This window comes from Geomicrobium sp. JCM 19039, from assembly GCF_000698145.1.
Classification (GTDB): Bacteria; Bacillota; Bacilli; order Bacillales; family Marinococcaceae; genus Geomicrobium_A.
The window spans coordinates 21,303-35,360 of the sequence record NZ_BAXB01000014.1; the positions used below are offsets into that span (position 1 = coordinate 21,303).

A 14,058-nucleotide genomic window follows, 5' to 3' on the forward strand; every position below is an offset into this window, starting at 1 on the left:
AAACGTTAGTAAATAACAGAATTTTCATTTAAAATAAAAGTATACATTTCGTATATTGGAGGATCTCGATGGCACAGACATTTGCATCTTTAACGAACTCGATGGTAGCGATTGAAAAGCTGTATGAAGTTGGAGAATATCAACTCATCCAACCGATGAGAAAAGGGAAATGGTCAGTCCGCGAAGTGGTTGGTCACCTAGAGTCTTGGGACACGCACATTCTTAGCGAATGGGTACCTGCGATTGAGGAAGGTGCGCGGTTATCGGCGTTTCCTGATCATGATACGTTTAATCATGAGGCAATTGAAATGCGCAAAAACCTCGATGTGAAAACGAGTCTTGATCAGTTTCTTACAACGAGAAAGAAACTAATCAGTCAGTTGTTAGCGATTGACCCGAATGTACGGTTTACAATTGGTGATGGCAAACGGCAATTTTCCGTTGAAACGTTCGCAAAAATGTTTGCGAAACACGATCAACATCACATGAAACAGATCGAAGAATTCCTAAGCAACGAATAGCGACAAACAGATTTTTAAAAAGGTATTGACATGGCCTGAAAATAGGAGTATCGTAATCTCCGGCTCAACAAATAAAGATTGTCGATAAAATGTCACATTGATTTCGACGAGAGCCCGATTTCCGTGCTGCTGGGCATAGTTATGGCCGGATTACGTATTGGCTGCATAAGCTGTAATTGCAGTAGCGCGAGACTGTAATGTTGGGGGATTAGGGATGAAATACTTCGAGTTTTTTGCGCCATTTTATGCTTTGATTAAAGCGCCAACGAAAAATAAGGCAATGAGTATCTACAAGAAAAGAGTATGGGAGAACGGGCCTGAAGACTGGAGAGAATGTTCCAGAGATTACGCACTCATGCGTTTTGCCATGGATCATCATCCTGCGACCACTGATATTCCGGTTACTCTCAACGAATTCACAGATACCGATGCTGACGTATTAATTGTTACATGTCAGCCTGCAAACTTAAAAAACGCAAACTAACAACTCACAGCCGCCCCTTTATGGGCGGCTGTTTTTGTGAGCTTCTGGGTAAGATAGAGGTGTTGAACGGTAGATTTTCCTTATTTTCTCTGTTCGTGCTTGTGTGAGACCGTTTTTGCTTCCAAAAGAGCTTGGATTGGAAACAAAATCACCCACTATTCCCGTTTTGGCCTCGTTTTTGTTCCAATCCATGGACGTCTGTTTCCAAAGACACGTTTATGGAAACAGACCGACGAACGACTGTCTTCTTTTATTCCTTAAGTTTGAATCACGCGGCTTGCGAAGAATAAGGTCGTATCAAATTGAGTGAAATCATTATTTCACCTTACAAATTCACATGTAAAAAAGTTGTCAAACGAAAGGCTATCAAAGAATGGTGAAACGGGTATGATGGACGAGAGGGAGTGGTGTACATATGAAATGGTTAGTCACATCTACCGTAGGAGTTATTGTGCTTGTCGTTGCTGGATTTCTCCTTTTTAATTCGTCTGGAGGCACTCAAAATGTTACGGAACTTTTGCTTGAAGGACAGCCAATCCTTGGTGATGAAGAGGCAAATGTGACCATTATTGAATTTGGGGACTACAAATGTCCAGCGTGTAAAGTATGGGATGAAACGGTTTTTGAGAACTTGTACGAAGAGTACATCCAAACCGGTGACGCAAATTTCGCCTTCATTCACGCGCCATTTCACGGTGGAGAGTCACTTCTTGCGGCATTGGCTAGCGAGTCGGTATGGGATCGTCATCCCGATGCATTTTGGGAGTATCACAAAGCGATTTACGACTTCCAACCAGAGAACGTTGCCCATGATGAAGAATGGGTAAGTGCAGAAGTGTTACTCGGTATTGCGGAAGATATTGAAGCGGATATTGATGTTGCACAACTTGCTAGCGACCTCGTTGAGCAGACATATCAAGAAGAAGTCGAACAAGATATTGATCTTGTTCAAGAATACAATGTTGAACGGACCCCGACGATTATAATTAACGGAACGCTCATTGAAGATCCATTTGACGAAACATTAATAAATGAAACGATCGAATCTGAACTGTGAATTGGATTTGACAAACGTTAAATTGTCCCTGTTCGTGCTTGATCTTTGCTGCGCACGGATGCTCGTTACTCACGAGCATCCGTATGACATCGGTCGACGCTTTTGGCGTTCGGGTCGATCTCGATGTAGAAGATCGAATCGCCGAAAAAACAGTTCCGACTGTGTTTAACCTGAATGGTCACATAAAAGAGGTAGAGAAACGAATTGCGGTTTACGTCTATATAAGTTGAACGAAAGAAATTCACTGAATTGGATGACCGAAATGGGTCTTTGCGGGTGAGTGCTTGCATATTGTCTGTTGAAATTCATCTCGTTGCACTTCGACAACATCGTTGCCGATCGTTGTTCCTCACTGCAAAGGTTGCGGGCAACACGTAAAACGTTTGCCGAAGGGTAAAAGCTGTGACCGAGCTCACCACCTGGCACAAGCATGTGATGGCCGGTCACATATGTGACAATCCAACCCTCAAACCGGGCACTTTCGGCACGCAACTGTCACAAATCGCAATTTTTGTGACAGTTGACACCGTTTATGTGCGCATTCACGTTTAAAATCATGATTTTTCTTTCTCAAGTGTCACATTAATGAATATATGGGGCATTTGGACTTCTTTCCACACACCGTAGCCAGGGAGGGCGCTGAAAAATTAACGTGTCTCTTCTTAAGTGACTCGTTAACTCGACGTATGGGCTAGATCTATGTGGGGATTCCTGCTGAAAATTCTTCATTTATATCAAGCGAAACACTTTTATATGATTTTTAATTTCTCTTTTTCAGTGACCTCTAGCCAGGAGGCAGGAACGTGAACCGTGTTGCCTTATGCTCTGGAGTGTCAAGAAAACACGGTGGTCGCCTTTTGGGCACCGATGTTGCCCTTATGCTCTGGAGTGTCAAGGAAACACGGTGGTCGCCTTTTGGCCACCGATGTTGCCTTATGCTCTGGAGTGTCAAGAAAACACGGTGGACGCCTTTTGGCCACCGATGTTGCCCTTATGCTCTGGAGTGTCAAGGAAACACGGTGGCTGTCTTTTAGCCACCGATGTTGCACTTATAGTCTGGACTGCAAGCATTCGCCTGCAGTGAAAAGCAACAACAAACTGCGCAATTAGGAAAATGTAACGTTCATTCTATATAGTTACAAGTTGGCGTTTACCCGTAAGTCGCGGGCGCCTTTCCGACGCCGATGGGATTTTGGGCAATCTTTTTCCAAGAATGCAGTGATGTTCTTTGCGTCACGATAAATCACGGGTACACGTGTGGAACTTCACGATTCTCAGTCACCGTTTTAAACGTTCGAACATGTTATAATGTGAGGATGACGATAGAAAGGCATGATAGGAATGACGCGTCTCAGCAGAAAGTAACGGCGTATATAACGCGAGTGGTGAACGAAGATGTGCAGTTGTTGACGATGACGTCCAATGATACAACTTGGCTGGAGTGGAAGTTCCAGGAGGAACCGTCGATGCTGGCGAGAATTTGGAAACGGCTCTATTTCGTGAAGTGAAAGAAGAAGCTGATCTCACTGATGTTAAAATCATATCCTACTTAGGGGATAACGAATATATTTCAAGAACGACAGGTGAGCGAATTATTCGGCATAACTATCATATGTACTTTAACGGCCAATCACGCGATGCATTTCAAGTCATTGTTGAAAGTAATGATAAAGATAACGGTTGGCTCTATGACTATGAATGGGTTTCTCTTAGTCAAGGCGAAGAGCTAAAATTAGCCGATAAATTACAGCCTGGTCTCATTCAGTTACGCAAACGCATTCTTCATTAAGAAGAAGTGCGTTTGCGTTTTTCGTTTTTCAACGCTTTAAACAGTGACAAAACCATTAGAATCATGATGATTGAAAAAGGAAAAGCGGCGACAATCATCGTGTTTTCAAGGGCTTGCAAACCGCCGGAGTAGAGTAGAATCGTAGCAATTGCTGATAGAAGTAACCCCCATGTCATCTTGACTCGTGTCGGTGGATTCGTTGAACCGTTTGTCGAGTGCATGCCGAGAACGAACGACGCCGAATCGGCAGATGTGATAAAAAATACGGCAATTAATATTATTGCCAAAATCGACATAATGGTTGGAAATGGCAAGATAGTCAGAACGCCAAATAGCATTTCCTCGGTTGCAAGTTCATGTAACCCTAGGTTCAATGTTTGTTCAGCGTGAATGGTCGTTCCACCGAGAAAAGCAAACCAAATAAAGCTTAAAATTGATGGAACGAGCAACACACCAACGGTGAACTCACGAAGGGTCCGGCCTCTGGATACGCGAGCGATGAACGTGCCTACATAAGGAGCCCAAGCGATCCACCACGCCCAATAAAAAATCGTCCAGTCTTCTGTCCAAGCGCGTAAATCGCTATTATCGGGAGCGGCACGAAAGCTCATCTCCGGGATGGTTTGTAGGTATTGACCGAATGACTGGGTGAGAATGTTTAGGTTAAAAAGTGTCGGCCCCGTAATAATGACAAAAATAAGTAAGAAAGCGGCGAGCAACATATTCGTGTTACTTAAATATTTAATGCCTTTATGAATGCCTGTATAAGAGGATAGCAAAAATAACGCTGTGATCACGATAATGATGAGCACTTGAAATAGGAAACTTTCTCCAATTCCTGTCATAAATGTCAACCCACCGTTAATTTGTGTCGCCCCGAAACCGAGCGTTGTCGCAACGCCACAAACGGTTGCGATAATTGCTACAACATCAATGATTTTTCCTGTCGTGCCGCGCGTATTCATTAATGGTGAAAGTGTAGCGCTAATTAGACCTGGAGCATCTAGCCGGAACTTAAAGTAAGCCAGGCAAATCGCCACGATCGCATAAATTCCCCAAGCGTGTAGGCCCCAATGGAAATACACGTGACTCATGGAATCCAATACGGCAGCATCTGAACCTTCAGTCGTTGTCGGGGCATCAATAAGGTAATGAGAAAGCGGTTCTGCAGCTCCCCAAAATACGAGGCCTGTTCCCATCCCAGCGCTAAACAATAGCGCAAACCATGTTATATAATTAAATTCAGGTTTGTCTGTATCTTTCCCTAATTTAATCTTACCGTAAGGCCCAATGATAAAGAAAAGACAAATGATCACAAAAATAAATACAATAATCAGATAATACCAGCCGAATGCTTGAGAGATAAAGTCTTGCGCATGAGCGGTTGTGGTTTCGAGCATACTAGGATTAAGCGCACCGAAGATAACAATCAGTAGAATAATCGTAGCTGATAAATAAAAGACTGGACCAATTCTCTTATTTTGTCCCATTGTAACTCCTTTGAGATGAATGTATTTGAAATAACATTTCAGACCTTACCCTTTTATACCCTAGTTGTCACGGGGCAAAACAAATTTTATGTTATATTCAGAAAATATTTTTTGCGTAATTCTTAGAAAAAAATGTGGACAAACACTTTCACTACATAATATGATGTATCTACTGTTCAAAAGAAAAGCACTTCGTTCTCTTATGATCGATTTAACAGAAAAGATTATATTGTGAAACGATTAAGAAATATTTTAGGATAGGTCTTTGTCGTGCGTAAGGGGAGGACTTTTAATGAGTTTAACGAAAAAAATTATTATTGCTTTAATCGCCGGCCTTGTTGTCGGTCTTTCTTTAAATGCATTTCTTTCAGAAGATGCATTTTCAAACATTGATTACTACGTGCTTAGTCCGATCGGGGACATCTTCTTACGAGCGATCTCCATGCTCGTCGTTCCGCTCGTGTTCTTTTCACTCGTTTTAGGTGCAGCGAGCATGAGCGATGTAAAAAAACTTGGCCGCATTGGCGGCTTTACGATGGGCTTTTACTTACTAACGACACCGATTGCGCTAGGCATAGGGATTGGTGTTGCGTACCTACTTCAACCAGGTACAGAAGGTCTCATGCAGCAAGACATGGAAGGGTATGAACCGAACGAAGCGCCACCAGTGATGGAAACGCTCATTAACATTATTCCTTCTAACCCAGTAGAAGCGTTAGCATCTGGAGAAATGCTGCAAATTATTGTTTTTGCCCTCTTAATCGGATTTGGAATTGCGATGCTCGGTGAAAAGACGAAAGGGTTGCTCGACCTTGCTAGACAAGCAAACGACGTCATGATCTGGCTCGTAAAGATTGTCATGTTGCTTGCCCCATTTGGTGCATTCGCGCTCATTGCTTCAGCCATCGGAGAACTCGGCTGGAATGCACTTGAGTCGATGTTTATGTACATGCTAGCCATCGTACTGGCATTATTCATTCAAATGCTTGTCGTTTACGGGGGAATTGTTTTCTTCTGGGGGAAGAAAAGTCCTCTATGGTTTTTCAAAGGGTTTATGCCGGCAATGGCGGTCGCGTTTAGTACGTCGAGCAGCAGTGCGACACTGCCAGTGACGATGAAGTCCGCAGAAGAGAACTTAGGCGTGCCTAAACAAATCAGCTCCTTCACGTTACCGCTCGGTGCAACGATTAACATGGACGGAACCGCAATCATGCAAGCGGTGGCTACCATTTTCCTTGCCCAAGTGTACGCTGTTGATTTAGGCGCTACGGAACTACTCACGATTATATTAACCGCGACACTCGCAAGTTTAGGAACGGCTAGTGTACCTGGTGCCGGTATTATTATGCTTGCCATGGTGCTACAGTCCGTCGGCATACCGCTCGATGGCATTGCCCTCATCCTTGCCGTTGACCGTATTCTAGACATGACACGTACTGCCGTGAATATTACCGGTGATGCAGCAGCTTCTGTTGTCATTACAAAGATGGAAAAAAATCGTGGAGAAACGTTTGACGAAGAAAAAGCATAAAGAAAAAAGCGTCCTCACTCATGAAGTGTGGACGTTTTTTTTATACTCTCGAACGGAGCAACACGCGGGCGAGGAGGGCGAGAATTGGCAACTCGATTAGCGGCCCAATCACAAGTGCCAAAGCGACGAGGGGAGTGTCAGGAAATACGGCGACAGCGAACGCAAGTGCTACTGGGGAGTTGCGCGCAATAATCGTCATTTGTAAGCTCACAGAATCGGCATAATTAAACCGACAAAGCCGGTTCGTCCATTTTCCTACGAAGAAATTAACGATGAAAAAGAGAACGATGGGAATGAATAATAGACCGATCACTTCCATACTTTGAACCAACAGGCTCCCTTGAGACGCAAACATTGCGACAATCGCAATCATGAGAAAATACACTTGGGCACCATCCAAACGCGTATCCATCCCTCTACCTTCTTTTCTGACAGAAAGAAACGAGTCACTCCCGCTGCGAGAAAAGGGAGCGCGAAGACGATGACGATGCTCGATAGTAAGGTTTCAAAAGAGATGAGCTGGAAGCTTCCAGCAAAAACGAGTATATAAATAGGAAGTAAGATGATTTGTAATAGTAAATTCATTGGCAGAACAGATGTGGCAAGGGTAACGTTCCCTTTGGCCATCGCTGTAAAGATCAGATACCAATCTGTGCAAGGTGTGACCATGAGCAAGATGAAACCGATCCAAAGTGCTGGATGGTCTGATAGAAATAGTGCACCGAGACCGAATGCGAGCAGCGGGGACCAAAGAAAGTTGATCCCAATCGATGTTGCCAAAAACGTTTTACTCTGCCACGACGCACGTATAGACTGTAACGGGATCGAGAGAAACAGTCCGTAAAGCATCAGTACAAGAGCGGGCACAATGAAAACGTCTGCATTCTGTTCGACAGCAGAGAACTGCCCTAGCAGAAGTCCAAGTAGGATGGCAAGTAGAATAAAAAGTGTCTGGAATTTATTGAGGTTGTTCATAGTTTTCATTATACAACAATTTACAATTGCATACTTATCCTAATTGTTGTATATTAATGAATAGAAATGAGGGAGCACAATGAATTCTACGACATCAACAAATGAAACGTTATCGATATATTCTAAGATGAAATTTTTGATTCCAACGATGATAGGGGCGATGTTATTCCTCATCCCACTTCCGGTCGGAGCGGATGGTCAATGGTTAGTCCTTATTGCGGTAATGGCGGATGCCGTATTGGCGTGGACCGAACCGGTCATCGTGGAATTGCTCGTGGCTGTGTTATTGTTTTCGGGCGTGGCGTCTCTTTTAGCGACGGTTGCAAAACCGGAATGGCTTATGCAATCAAAGCTGCATCCGCTTTTCGTTGTCCATCCAATATGGCTCGTCATGCGACTTGTCGGTGCGGCATTTGCTGTCATGGTGTACTTTCAGTGGGGCCCGGCGTTTTTACTAAGCGAATTTACTGGCGGTGAAGTATTAACGAACTTGTTGCCGACACTCGCTGTCTGGACGTTTATTATGGGTATGCTATTGCCGTTGCTCGTCGATTATGGGCTAATGGAATGGCTAGGAACGATGGCGAATAAAGTGATGCGTCCTTTGTTTCAACTGCCTGGACGTGCTTCTGTCGATTCTGTTGCTTCGTGGATGGGAAATAATATGGTAAGCATTCTTATTACAATTGATCAGTATGAGAATGGCTATTATTCTAAGAAAGAATCAGCGGTCATTGTGACCAACTTTACGATCACAAGCATTGGTTTTGCTTTAATTATTGCGTCCTTACTCCAACTTGAACAGATGTTTTTGCCGTTTTACGCAACCGTACTCGTTGGTGTGTTTGTAGCAGCGGTCATTTGCCCACGGATCCCGCCGCTTTCATGGATGAAAAATGAATATTATGAGCCGGTGGGAAAGCAAATTAAAGAGGAGGCTCCAACAGACACGTCAACGTTTTCATGGGCGTGGACGAAGGCGGTTGCCAAGGCCGATGGTGCGGACAAGCCGACGAACATTGTGAAGAAAGGGGTATACAATGCGGTGGATATTTGGTTAGGCATGTTACCGATCGTGATGGCGATCGGTACACTCGCCTGATCGTTGCGGAATTCACAACGTTTTTCCAGTGGATCTCCTATCCGCTCGTCCCGGTATTGGAATGGATGCAAATCCCAGAGGCGGCACAAGCGGCGCCAGCACTTCTCGTTGGGTTTGCCGATATGTTCTTGCCGGCCATTCTTGCAAGTGGAATTGAAAGCGAGTTGACCCGCTTTGTTGTCGGTGCGGTATCGTTGACGCAACTCATTTACTTGTCTGAAATCGGTGTGATGCTTATCCGTTCGAAGATTCCAGTGAACTTTTGGCAATTGCTCGCGCTATTCATTATTCGTACGATCATCACATTACCGATTGTTGTGCTCATTGCTCACTTTATCGTATTCTAAGTATAATAGAAGATCGAGTTTCGTCATGTGAAGAAAAGGAGTCTGTTTACGTTGTCAACGAACTGGAACAATCTTTTAGAGAAGTTACCGGAACGTCTCGCGCCGAGTATGGCAAAGGACCATCCGAATTTGCCTGTTGTTAAAGAAGAAGGAGTCTACTACTACGGTGTGGACAAAAAGAAATATCTTGATTTCACGTCGGGTATTGCCGTAACGAACGTCGGTCATCGTCATCCAAAGATTGTACAAGCGATTAAGGATGCAGCCGATGAACTAACCCACGGTCCGATCGGGGTTATTCAGTACGAATCGATTTTGAAGTACGCCGATGAGCTGGCGAACGTCATGCCTGGTGATCTTGACTGTTTTTTCTTTGGAAACAGCGGTACAGAGGCAGTTGAGGGCGCGTTAAAGCTTGCACGTCATGTGAAGAATAAGCCGTATGCCATCTCGTTTACGGGAGGTTTCCACGGACGTACGCTCGGTTCATTATCGGTCAGTACGTCAAAAGCGAAGTATCGTAAGCATCAGCCGGTAGGCGCTTCGTACCAGGTTCCTTACTATGATCCGTCAGACGATGAACAGGCGGCAATTAAGAAGCTGGATGCCCAATTCAATCAGCTATTTGCTCATGCGGTTGATGTTGAGGAAGTGGCTTGTGTCATTATGGAGCCGGTGCTTGGTGAGGGCGGATACGTAATTCCGCCAAAGAGCTGGGTGCAACGCATTCGTGAGATTTGTAATGAAAATGATCTGCTTCTCATTTTTGATGAAGTGCAAACAGGGTTTGGAAGAACGGGAGAATGGTTTGCCTCTAATTTGTTTGATGTCGTGCCTGACATTATGGCGATTGCGAAGGCAATGGCGTCTGGTCAACCGATTAGTGCGACCGTCGCCCCGCACAAATTGATGCAACAGTGGCCACTTGGAAGCCATGCGACCACTTATGGAGGCAATCCAATTGCGTGTCGTGCCGGGCTTGCTACACTAGAGATTCTAAAAGAAGAGAACTTGTTGCAAAACGCAAAAGAAGTCGGCGCGTACGCAGCAAAACAGTTGGACCAACTCAAAGTCAAGTATCCAGTCATCGGTAGTATCCGTGCGGTTGGGTTGATGATTGGCATTGAGATTGTTCATCCTGAATCCGGTGAGCCGGACGGAGAGCTAGCGATGAATATTCTTGACCGTGCACTCGAAGAAGGCGTTCTCTTTTATTTTTGTGGCAACAAAGGAGAAGTCATCCGTATGATCCCACCTCTTACGGTAACGAAAGAACAAGTGGACGACGGCCTCTTGATGCTCGGCCGTGCATTAGAGCGAGCAACGAAAAAATCAACATAAATGCCGTATGAAAGCCCCCTTGTCCTCATAGGAATGAAGACAAGGGGGCTTTTTATGGCGACATTCACATTTATTCTCGTGTTCCAATTGGTAATCTTTCTTGCGCTGCTTGGCGCGCTGCTTTGGATCGGACTGCGCATTAGTCAGAATTCCCCCGTGAACATACGCCGGGCTCTGTTCATAACCGTTATTGTGGCGATGGTTGCCGTGATGGTAAGCGATGCCGCGACGCACGGGTTCTCAATTGCGGGCTATTATTTATTGCCTGTCATCGTCATCCTTGTATCACTCGCCATGCTCGTGCAAATAAAGAAATGACGCTTTAAGCCGTATGCTCTGTGGTGCGTGCCTTCATTATCCGGTGATTACCGAGGACGAGTAGACCGGCAATGATAATCGGAACACTCATCATTAAGGAGCTAATCAATAGTTGTCCATCCAATTCAGGGAAAATACTTATTCCTAAAGAGAGGGTGAGGGCAACAAAACCGGTAATGAGGAGCTGTTTAGCCGCGCGTCCTTTCTTTTTATGAATGTTGAATGTACCTAACGCACCGATCGTCACCAAAGCGATAGGCACGATAAGGATCCCAGCCATGACAAGAATTAGCATCCAACCACCTTCTGGAACGATAAAAGCCGCCAATCCAGATATAAAAATAATGCTAAACATAAACGTGACGATCTGAACGAGGCTAAGCACTGAGAGAATGAGTTGCGTCACATACATGGTGAACTCTCCTTGAATACGTGGTTTTTTCGACAGTAAAAATAAAAGAGGCAACGAAGCCTCCTTATTCCATACCTTTCATCCGTTGACCCATTACTTTTTCCATCTGTCGTTTTGCATCTTTCTTCTTCAACGATTCGCGTTTGTCGTAGTTCTTCTTCCCTTTTCCTAATCCGATAAGAACTTTTGCGAATCCGTTTTTAATGTAAACTTTCAGCGGGACAAGCGCATACCCTTGTTGCCCTGCTTTACCTGTAAGTTTCTTAATTTGTTGTTTATGCATGAGAAGCTTTCGCGTTCGCACAGGGTCGTGATTATGACGATTCCCTTGTTCATAAGGATTAATGTGCGCTTGATAAAGAAGCACTTCGCCGTCTTCAATGCGTGCGAAACTTTCTTTAATGTTCATTTGACCTGCACGAATGGATTTAATCTCCGTTCCTTTCAGGACAATGCCAGCTTCAATTGTTTCTTCAATAAAAAATTCATGATTGGCTTTGCGGTTTTGAGCGAGAACTCGGCTATCATTTTTGGCCATAGAGGTGCATCCTTTTTTCCATTGTCGTTTCTTCATCGTAGCAAAAAAGCGGGGTACCTGCAACGAAGAAGGTGGTACAATGGGGCGAGGAGGTGATCGTTTGCATCCGCACGCAACCCATATTATGCAAAAATATATCGGAAAATTGAAACAAAAATTTCCGAACGAGTTAATCGGCGTATACGTTCACGGATCATTGGCGCTCGATGAGTATCGTCCAGGCGTGAGTGACATCGACTTTGTGACGGTCATTAGCGAGCCGTTCACATGTGAGCAAATCGATCAGTTAGGCTTTTTGCATCACCCGGAAATAGAAGGGGTATATGTGCTCGCTGACGATGTAGGTAAAACGAGCAGCTCTGTTGTTTACGTTAATGGAGAGGAGATTGCAATGATTAGGGGTGTGCCACCCGTGACGTGGTGGCTGTTAGAAAAGAAAGGCATCCGATTGTACGGTCCGTCATATGACGTGTTCCAAAGCAAAACGACCGACGAACAACTCGTTCACTATGTGAAAGAGAATATGAATACATACTGGCGTCATCATCCAGCACCAGTAACAGAGGAAGATGTGTACTGGTGTTTGAGTGGGGTGCTCAGGCAATGGTATACGCTCGAACACCGAGACATCATATCAAAACGAGCGGCGCTCGTTTTCGGGTACGACAAACTGCCTGGCCAGTGGCATGATTTACTCGGTGTAGAGCCGACTTCGAAGCCGATTAACGACAAAGAGCATGCACATCGGTGCATGCTCCACATCATCGATCAAGCGTTATAATTGTACCGTCCAACCGAACGGGTCTTCGATACGGCCCGTTTGAATACCGGTAATCGTATCATACAACTTTTGGGCAGTCGCGCCGGTTTCGTAGTTGTTAATCGTTAGCTCTTCGTCCATGTATTGAAGTAGACCAACCGGTGAGATGACAGCGGCCGTACCTGTACCAAACACTTCCTCGAGCGTCCCAATTTGATGAGCGGCACGAATTTCTTCTAAAGAGATTCTCCGTTCGTGCACCGGCATGTTCCAGCTCTCGAGCAGTTGGATGACACTTTTTCTCGTGACCCCTTCTAAAATCGTTCCGTTAATCGCAGGCGTATGAATCTCACCATCGATTTTGAAGAACACATTCATACTGCCGACCTCTTCAATGTATTTTTTTTCGAGGCCATCCAACCAAAGCACTTGGGACCGCTGATGTGCCGTCGCCCGGTCTTGTGCCTTGTACGCCGCACTGTAATTGCCGGCGGTTTTTGCTGAGCCCGTCCCCCCAGGTGCTGCACGCGTGTAATGGTCTTCCACGAAAATGCTGACCGGATTCATCCCTTCAGGATAGTACGAGCCAACTGGTGACAAAATCACCATAAACGTATACGTTTGTGAAGGCGCAACGCTTAAATTCGCTTCCGTTGAAATCACGAATGGACGGATGTACAAAGAAGTGCCGTCTGCAGTCGGAATCCAGTCTTTCTCAATCGTTACGAGCTCTTTTAAATAGCTGAGTACCGCCTCTTCATCGAGGGGAGGAATACTTAGGCGGTCATTCGATCGGTTCAGTCGTTGCATGTTCTCCTCGGGTCTGAATAAACGCACCGTTCCGTCGTCACCAACATACGCTTTCAACCCTTCAAATACCGTTTGTCCATAATGAAAAACCATCGCCGCCGGGTCGAGCGTTAACGGCTCATATGGGACAATCCGTGGGCGAAACCACCCTTTATCCGTGTGATAATCAATCATAAGCATATGGTCAGTAAAGTATTTACCAAAGCCGAGTGCGTGAGGGTCGGGCTTTGCTTTTTTGGACGTTGTAGGAATTACTTCTAAAGTTTGTTGTGTCATGCAAGAGCCTCTCCTTGTCAGAACATTCTTTTTCAATCACTATATCATGAATGCATACCATTGTGTGGCAAAAAAATAGACAAGCAGACTGTTTGGATTGCTGGATTTTAGGATAGGCAGGTGAGGGGGGCGTGATTTAGATCATGAATCTCCTATATTGTTCCAAAACAAGTAAAGGTTATGCCTGGGTTGTAGAGTATTTGACGCAGAAACGATCTAGATCGCCCGCTCTACCACATATTGGGGCAGAATTACGCGATCTAGATCGTTTAGGGTGTGATCTAGATCACACCCTAAATACTTCCAA

General features: G+C 44.9%; 15 protein-coding genes and 1 pseudogene. 11 read left to right on the forward strand and 5 right to left on the reverse strand.

The features are described 5' to 3' along the window. The first annotated feature begins 68 nt into the window (after positions 1–68). The 5 genes from JCM19039_RS13585 to JCM19039_RS13600 all read left to right on the forward strand — a co-directional run bounded on the left by JCM19039_RS13585 (position 69) and on the right by JCM19039_RS13600 (position 3,851). Entirely contained in the window at positions 69–521 is a 453-nt protein-coding gene (locus JCM19039_RS13585) for a DinB family protein (RefSeq protein ID WP_042428075.1), read from the forward strand. Positions 522–735: 214 nt separating this feature from the next. Further along, a complete protein-coding gene (locus JCM19039_RS13590; protein WP_042404027.1) occupies positions 736–1,005 on the forward strand; it encodes a hypothetical protein in 270 nt (89 codons plus the stop codon). A gap of 415 nt (positions 1,006–1,420) precedes the next feature. Beyond that, a complete protein-coding gene (locus JCM19039_RS13595) occupies positions 1,421–2,062 on the forward strand; it encodes a thioredoxin domain-containing protein (protein WP_042428078.1) in 642 nt (213 codons plus the stop codon). A gap of 83 nt (positions 2,063–2,145) precedes the next feature. Further along, entirely contained in the window at positions 2,146–2,292 is a 147-nt protein-coding gene (locus JCM19039_RS24470) for a hypothetical protein (protein WP_193744244.1), read from the forward strand. A gap of 1,211 nt (positions 2,293–3,503) precedes the next feature. After that, positions 3,504–3,851: an NUDIX domain-containing protein gene (locus tag JCM19039_RS13600; protein WP_238545063.1), complete on the forward strand. Its 348-nt coding sequence runs from the start codon at positions 3,504–3,506 to the stop codon at positions 3,849–3,851. Here JCM19039_RS13600 and JCM19039_RS13605 read toward each other — a convergent pair. Beyond that, positions 3,848–5,341, reverse strand: coding sequence for a BCCT family transporter (locus JCM19039_RS13605; protein ID WP_042428083.1), 1,494 nt, complete (start codon positions 5,339–5,341; stop codon positions 3,848–3,850). The genes JCM19039_RS13600 and JCM19039_RS13605 overlap by 4 nt on opposite strands. Before the next feature lie 292 nt (positions 5,342–5,633). On the opposite strand from JCM19039_RS13605, the gene JCM19039_RS13610 reads away from it, so the two are divergent. Further along, positions 5,634–6,872, forward strand: a complete 1,239-nt coding sequence (locus JCM19039_RS13610; protein WP_042428085.1) for a dicarboxylate/amino acid:cation symporter — start codon at positions 5,634–5,636, stop codon at positions 6,870–6,872. A 40-nt stretch (positions 6,873–6,912) separates the two neighbouring features. Here the strand turns inward: JCM19039_RS13610 and JCM19039_RS22205 are convergent. Further along, a pseudogene (locus JCM19039_RS22205) lies at positions 6,913–7,847 on the reverse strand (arsenic resistance protein). Between the two features lie 79 nt (positions 7,848–7,926). Between JCM19039_RS22205 and JCM19039_RS13625 the strand changes: the two are divergent. The 4 genes from JCM19039_RS13625 to JCM19039_RS13635 are packed head-to-tail and all read left to right on the forward strand — an operon-like array spanning position 7,927 to position 10,955. Next, positions 7,927–8,949, forward strand: coding sequence for a YjiH family protein (locus JCM19039_RS13625; protein WP_307190261.1), 1,023 nt, complete (start codon positions 7,927–7,929; stop codon positions 8,947–8,949). After that, positions 8,901–9,296, forward strand: coding sequence for a hypothetical protein (locus JCM19039_RS27405; RefSeq protein WP_307190262.1), 396 nt, complete (start codon positions 8,901–8,903; stop codon positions 9,294–9,296). The genes JCM19039_RS13625 and JCM19039_RS27405 overlap by 49 nt, the downstream gene beginning before the upstream one ends. 51 nt (positions 9,297–9,347) lie before the next feature. Continuing rightward, the gene (locus JCM19039_RS13630) at positions 9,348–10,637 is read left to right on the forward strand and encodes an aspartate aminotransferase family protein (protein WP_042428094.1); all 1,290 of its coding nucleotides are present in this window, start codon (positions 9,348–9,350) and stop codon (positions 10,635–10,637) included. Positions 10,638–10,691: 54 nt separating this feature from the next. After that, a complete protein-coding gene (locus tag JCM19039_RS13635) occupies positions 10,692–10,955 on the forward strand; it encodes a hypothetical protein (protein WP_042428097.1) in 264 nt (87 codons plus the stop codon). A 4-nt stretch (positions 10,956–10,959) separates the two neighbouring features. On the opposite strand, the gene JCM19039_RS13640 is transcribed toward JCM19039_RS13635, so the two are convergent. Further along, positions 10,960–11,367 carry a hypothetical protein gene (locus JCM19039_RS13640; RefSeq protein WP_152550219.1) on the reverse strand — a complete coding sequence of 136 codons (408 nt, stop codon included), beginning with the start codon at positions 11,365–11,367 and terminating at the stop codon, positions 10,960–10,962. A 64-nt stretch (positions 11,368–11,431) separates the two neighbouring features. Next, positions 11,432–11,905: an SsrA-binding protein SmpB gene (gene smpB / locus JCM19039_RS13645; protein WP_042428102.1), complete on the reverse strand. Its 474-nt coding sequence runs from the start codon at positions 11,903–11,905 to the stop codon at positions 11,432–11,434. A 79-nt stretch (positions 11,906–11,984) separates the two neighbouring features. On the opposite strand from smpB, the gene JCM19039_RS13650 reads away from it, so the two are divergent. Further along, positions 11,985–12,686, forward strand: coding sequence for a nucleotidyltransferase domain-containing protein (locus tag JCM19039_RS13650; RefSeq protein WP_042428105.1), 702 nt, complete (start codon positions 11,985–11,987; stop codon positions 12,684–12,686). Here JCM19039_RS13650 and JCM19039_RS13655 read toward each other — a convergent pair. Beyond that, positions 12,681–13,751, reverse strand: a complete 1,071-nt coding sequence (locus tag JCM19039_RS13655; RefSeq protein WP_042428107.1) for a branched-chain amino acid aminotransferase — start codon at positions 13,749–13,751, stop codon at positions 12,681–12,683. The two genes, JCM19039_RS13650 and JCM19039_RS13655, sit on opposite strands and share 6 nt — an antisense overlap. Positions 13,752–14,058: the final 307 nt, after the last annotated feature.

What these genes read in the sequence shown, in the direction of transcription:
- JCM19039_RS13605 (WP_042428083.1), bottom strand. Translation starts at nt 5,341, where the DNA reads ATGGGACAAAATAAGAGAATTGGTCCAGTCTTTTATTTATCAGCTACG.
- JCM19039_RS13625 (WP_307190261.1), top strand. Translation starts at nt 7,927, where the DNA reads ATGAATTCTACGACATCAACAAATGAAACGTTATCGATATATTCTAAG.
- JCM19039_RS13640 (WP_152550219.1), bottom strand. Translation starts at nt 11,367, where the DNA reads ATGTATGTGACGCAACTCATTCTCTCAGTGCTTAGCCTCGTTCAGATC.
- JCM19039_RS13635 (WP_042428097.1), top strand. Translation starts at nt 10,692, where the DNA reads ATGGCGACATTCACATTTATTCTCGTGTTCCAATTGGTAATCTTTCTT.
- smpB (WP_042428102.1), bottom strand. Translation starts at nt 11,905, where the DNA reads ATGGCCAAAAATGATAGCCGAGTTCTCGCTCAAAACCGCAAAGCCAAT.
- JCM19039_RS13590 (WP_042404027.1), top strand. Translation starts at nt 736, where the DNA reads ATGAAATACTTCGAGTTTTTTGCGCCATTTTATGCTTTGATTAAAGCG.
- JCM19039_RS13655 (WP_042428107.1), bottom strand. Translation starts at nt 13,751, where the DNA reads ATGACACAACAAACTTTAGAAGTAATTCCTACAACGTCCAAAAAAGCA.
- JCM19039_RS13650 (WP_042428105.1), top strand. Translation starts at nt 11,985, where the DNA reads ATGGGGCGAGGAGGTGATCGTTTGCATCCGCACGCAACCCATATTATG.
- JCM19039_RS24470 (WP_193744244.1), top strand. Translation starts at nt 2,146, where the DNA reads ATGACATCGGTCGACGCTTTTGGCGTTCGGGTCGATCTCGATGTAGAA.
- JCM19039_RS13585 (WP_042428075.1), top strand. Translation starts at nt 69, where the DNA reads ATGGCACAGACATTTGCATCTTTAACGAACTCGATGGTAGCGATTGAA.
- JCM19039_RS13595 (WP_042428078.1), top strand. Translation starts at nt 1,421, where the DNA reads ATGAAATGGTTAGTCACATCTACCGTAGGAGTTATTGTGCTTGTCGTT.
- JCM19039_RS13610 (WP_042428085.1), top strand. Translation starts at nt 5,634, where the DNA reads ATGAGTTTAACGAAAAAAATTATTATTGCTTTAATCGCCGGCCTTGTT.